The sequence below is a fragment of the Seonamhaeicola algicola genome (genome assembly GCF_007997385.1).
Taxonomy (GTDB): domain Bacteria; phylum Bacteroidota; class Bacteroidia; order Flavobacteriales; family Flavobacteriaceae; genus Seonamhaeicola; species Seonamhaeicola algicola.
The window spans coordinates 725-5,233 of record NZ_VOSC01000008.1 but is presented as its reverse complement, the minus strand read 5'-3'; the positions used below and the strand labels follow the sequence as shown (position 1 = coordinate 5,233).

Genomic DNA, 4,509 nt, shown 5'->3' with positions numbered 1-4,509 from the left:
TGTGCTTCATTGTGGAAAGCCAACGCGCAAAGCAAAGAGTGCTACCGCACAAATTGCTTTTTCCACCGCTAAAAAACACTATTTTGACTTGAAAATGCAAGCGAACAGATTTACAAATTTTAAAACATTCAATAGTTTTATTGGTGTCCCTGAACCAATTGATAATCATATAGACATTGGCAAATACCCTGAAAATACCTTATTAAAATCACAGGGAATTTATATTGACTTTTACCGAATTTCCTTTAAAACAAATTACATCAATCCCGATTTACCTGATTTCGATCCTAAAAATTCGAAACCCATAACCGCTGTATTTTTTAATAGCCCAGGTAAACTTTATGAATGGGAACTGACCGATACATTTGAAGGCTACTATCTTCAACTATCAAAAGAGATTATTGAAAAGAACCGTTATCTGTTTCAAAACTTTTTAGAATATGGTTATCACGAAGCCTTGTTTTTAACAAAACAGGAAGAAAAAGAAATTGTGCTACTTTATGAAAATCTTATACAGAAATCCAGTGATAAAAGTACCAATCAAAATGTACTGTTGGCCTACGTAAATTTAATCCTGAATTTGGTAGAATCTTTCTACAAAAGGCAGTTTGCCAGCGAAACTAAAAAATACAACTACATTGTGAGCGAATTTCAACAATTACTTCGAGACTATTATAATGACAGGATTGAAGGTGTTCCTACCGTACACTATTTTGCCGAAAAGATGAATCTTACACCCAATTACCTTGGTGACGTTTTAAAAGCTTATACCCACAAATCTGCAATAGAAACCATTCACGAGTACATTGCACAAAGTGCCAAAAGATTGCTTCTCGAAAGCAATCTTACCAATGCCGAAATAGCCTTTGAGTTGGGTTTTGATTATCCCAATTATTTTGCCAAGTTTTTTAAAAAACAAACACAGCTGACACCTAAACAGTTCAGAATGAGGCAAAAGTTAACGAATAGTTAAATCTCAAATAATCAGTAAAATGTTTCTTTTTGGTCAGTAAATGTTACTGCCCCAAGCTATTGTTATAGGGTAATTTTGGATAACAAATTAATAGTAATCTAAAAACACAATACAATGTCACAAAAGAAAATTTCTTACAAGAACACCAATAACGGACTCACAATGTCCGCTTATTTAGACCTTCCAAACGATTTTGATGAGAGCAAACAATATCCTGCAATAGTAATTACACACCCAGGTGGTGGTGTTAAAGAGCAAACCGCCGGTATCTATGGACGTAAATTTGCAGAACACGGTTTTGTTACTATAGTCACCGATGCTTCTTACCAAGGTGAAAGCGGTGGAGAACCACGCCAATTGGAAAATCCTTATGTCAGAACAGAGGATGTTAGCTCAGCAGTAGACTATTTAACAACCTTACCTTATGTAGATAACGAGCGCATCGGTGCTTGGGGTATCTGTGCTGGTGGTGGTTATACGGTAAATGCTGCGATTAATGACAAACGCATTAAAGCAGTTGGTACGGTGAGTGCAGTGAATATCGGGCATATGTTTAGCAAAGGTTGGCTGGGCGACCAAGATATGAAAGATGCTACCAAGTGGCTAGAATATGGCGCATCGGCGCGTACCCAGGAAGCCAATGGTAAAGATGTAGTGCAAATGCCTATGGCACCTATGAAAAAGGAAGATACACCTTATACCGATTTAAAAGAAGCTTGGGAATATTACCATACCGATAGAGCACAATGCAGTACAGCGCCTGGTTATGGTACTGCACGAAGTTTAACACAATTGGTTACTTATGATGCTTTTAATATGGCAGAAATCTATTTAACGCAACCATTATTTGTAGTGGCAGGTAGTGTTGCAGAATCTAAATGGATGAGTGATGACCTTATGGAAAGAGCAGGAACAGACAACAAGCAACTACATATTGTTGAAGGAGCTAATCATATGAAGTTATATGATATTCCTAAATATTTAGATGAAGCTGTTGCACAATTAGCACCTTTCTTTAAAGAGCATTTAGGCTTTGCAGAACTTGTTAATGAGTAATTTAAACTTTGTTTGAAGCCGAAGCTTTGCTTCGGCTTTTATGTTAAAAATCTAATGAAATCAAATAACTAGCTACTAGCTAAAGCACAATGTAATCCTCGTTCCTACGGTTACAAAGAGCTTTCACACCAAAGCTGAATGAAAAAACAACGAAAGCACAACAACGTATATAAAAAATAGCGGCTTAATCGCTTAATCGAAACAAAATGAATAAATTAGAGTTCAGATATAATCCGAAAAGTTAGTGCTTAAAATCGGCTACTTTTCATATACAAGACCGTTGGCACACATTTGAAAAATGACTAAACATCAAAAATTAGATTCGATTTTAAAATATATGTCTGAAAATATCGGTGAGATACCGAAAAGACCTGACCGAATTGTTGAGAAAGCAAATCTGAACTTTGATAAATCGGAATCATATATGATGTTTAGAATGTTATTAGATGACGGTTATGTTTATGAACATACAACCGAAGGTTATTACGGAATAAAATATCAAGGAATTGTTTTTTAGATAATGGAGGTTATACATTTGAACATAAGATTTATAAAAGAAAAAAATTAGCCGAAAAAATCTCTGACTATGTAGATATCGTCGTTAAACCAATCGGAATTATAACCGCTGTTTTGGTTTCTACTTGGTACATCATAAAGCTGTTGGAATTTTTCGGGATAATTAATTCTTGAGTAAACTAATAAGGAACATAAAACCAATATGACTAACCAAAAAACAATTCCTATAACAGACATAATAAAACTTGACAAAGAATAATAAAAATGGACTTTATCATATTCGGACTAAAAAAAACGTGTGCCAACAATGTATAAAAATAATTGCTACATTAGTGCTTAAACAAAGGTAGTTGCAATTTTGTTACGTCTGATTTTCCTGCGGAAAATCCTCGCACACAAAACCGCAACTATTCTTATACGAAACCGTTACCACACATTTGATAAATTAACTTTATGGAATTAGAATTAACTGAAAAAGAATGTTTATCTATAGACAACGCATTAAAAAAATATTTGGACTTATTCCATGAGGAAATTATATACCAAAATAGGTTTCCGTTTTTATTAAAAGAATCTGGAATAAACGAAAATAGAATAAACTTCATTTTAACCGAATTAGCCATTTTAAACCTAGTTTCTTTTAAAAATAATAGAGGAGATAAAACATTATCGCACAATTTTAATAGAAACGAAATACATTCTTTTCTAAAAAATGGAGGAATGACCAATAAATGGTTAGAGATAGAATCAAAACGTACTGACCTAAAACTATCTAAAGAAACACTAAAGGAATTTCCTCGAACTAAATGGTTTGCTAGGATTGGTGCTTTCATTGGAATTGTTTTAGCATTGAAAGAATTAATTGAATGGAAAATGAAATTACCATAACAATAACCCAAAATCTAATCTCTTGAGAATCTGACTTGAAAAATTTCATAATATTTGATTTAAAAATTAATAATCTGATTAAAAAAAACGTGTGGTAACAATGGCTATAATTCATTGCTTGTTTAGTTCTACTTACGAAAATCCTTTCGGATTTTCAGTTTGGTGTGTACTTGCAAAGTTAAGTGCTAAACCACGCAACTACTCATAGCCGAACCGTTCTGTAAAATAGCACAGTAGCAACGTGTTTGAAGTTTTGAAAAGAATTTTATTCGATAAATTTTAGTTTCTGAAAATTTGACTTCTCTCCTATTTTTGAAAAAACTACAACATGAAAATTGAATGTAGAAACGTGCGATTTTGAAACGTAATTACGCTGAATTGAACGTAACAATTTTGAATTTTAATCAGCAACGCGAAAATTGTAACTGCTGAAAATCTTTTAAAACCCGATAAATAAAAAATATTGACAAAACAGTAGCAATGCTGAATTGAAAAATAATCACGCGAAAAATGTAACTGCTGAAAAATCTTTAGAAATCCAATAAATTAAAATCATAAAAAAAAGTAGCAAGGCTGAATGGAAAAGTAACAACGTGAAAAACCAGTAAAACGTGTTCGAATTTATCGTAGTTCTGAAAATTGAAAAATTCAATAATTTGACAAATATTCTTAATGAAAAAAAACTACTTTACACAACACTGCATAAAAGCAATTTGGGGTTGATTTTCTAACGAAAATCAAGTACTTTTAACCAAGGTCAGTACAAAGGTCGAAAAGGCGTTGCTCTTTTCTCCCAAACTGACTTCTATGCAAACCCGTTGCTTTCAATAGCGGCCGACGCTCACTCGGACGCTTTAAAATTCCGAATCTCTAATTGCCGATTAAAATTTAACACTCATTTGCGACCGACTCTCAGCAAAACGCTGAAAAAAACGGCGTACGACAATCACTCGAAATCTTTAAAAAATCAAAAAACTTTACGCGAAAAAACTTCTGTTGCGGAATTAAAAAAACTCAAAATTTACTTCCGACTTACTAAACGTTGCGGATAAAATTAAACAGATACGCAATCTGTC

At 33.3% G+C, this 4,509-nt stretch carries 4 protein-coding genes; all 4 read left to right on the top strand.

Annotated elements, in window-relative coordinates:
* A partial coding sequence (locus tag FUA26_RS02520) for a helix-turn-helix domain-containing protein (protein WP_317131282.1) occupies nucleotides 1-973 on the top strand: 973 nt, incomplete at its 5' end.
* A gap of 114 nt (nucleotides 974-1,087) precedes the next feature.
* On the top strand, nucleotides 1,088-2,029 hold the full coding sequence (locus FUA26_RS02515; RefSeq protein WP_147131131.1) for an alpha/beta hydrolase: 942 nt from the start codon (nucleotides 1,088-1,090) through the stop codon (nucleotides 2,027-2,029).
* Between the two features lie 298 nt (nucleotides 2,030-2,327).
* A complete protein-coding gene (locus FUA26_RS02510; protein WP_147131128.1) occupies nucleotides 2,328-2,546 on the top strand; it encodes a hypothetical protein in 219 nt (72 codons plus the stop codon).
* A gap of 452 nt (nucleotides 2,547-2,998) precedes the next feature.
* On the top strand, nucleotides 2,999-3,433 hold the full coding sequence (locus FUA26_RS02505; RefSeq protein ID WP_147131125.1) for a hypothetical protein: 435 nt from the start codon (nucleotides 2,999-3,001) through the stop codon (nucleotides 3,431-3,433).
* Nucleotides 3,434-4,509 lie beyond the last annotated feature (1,076 nt).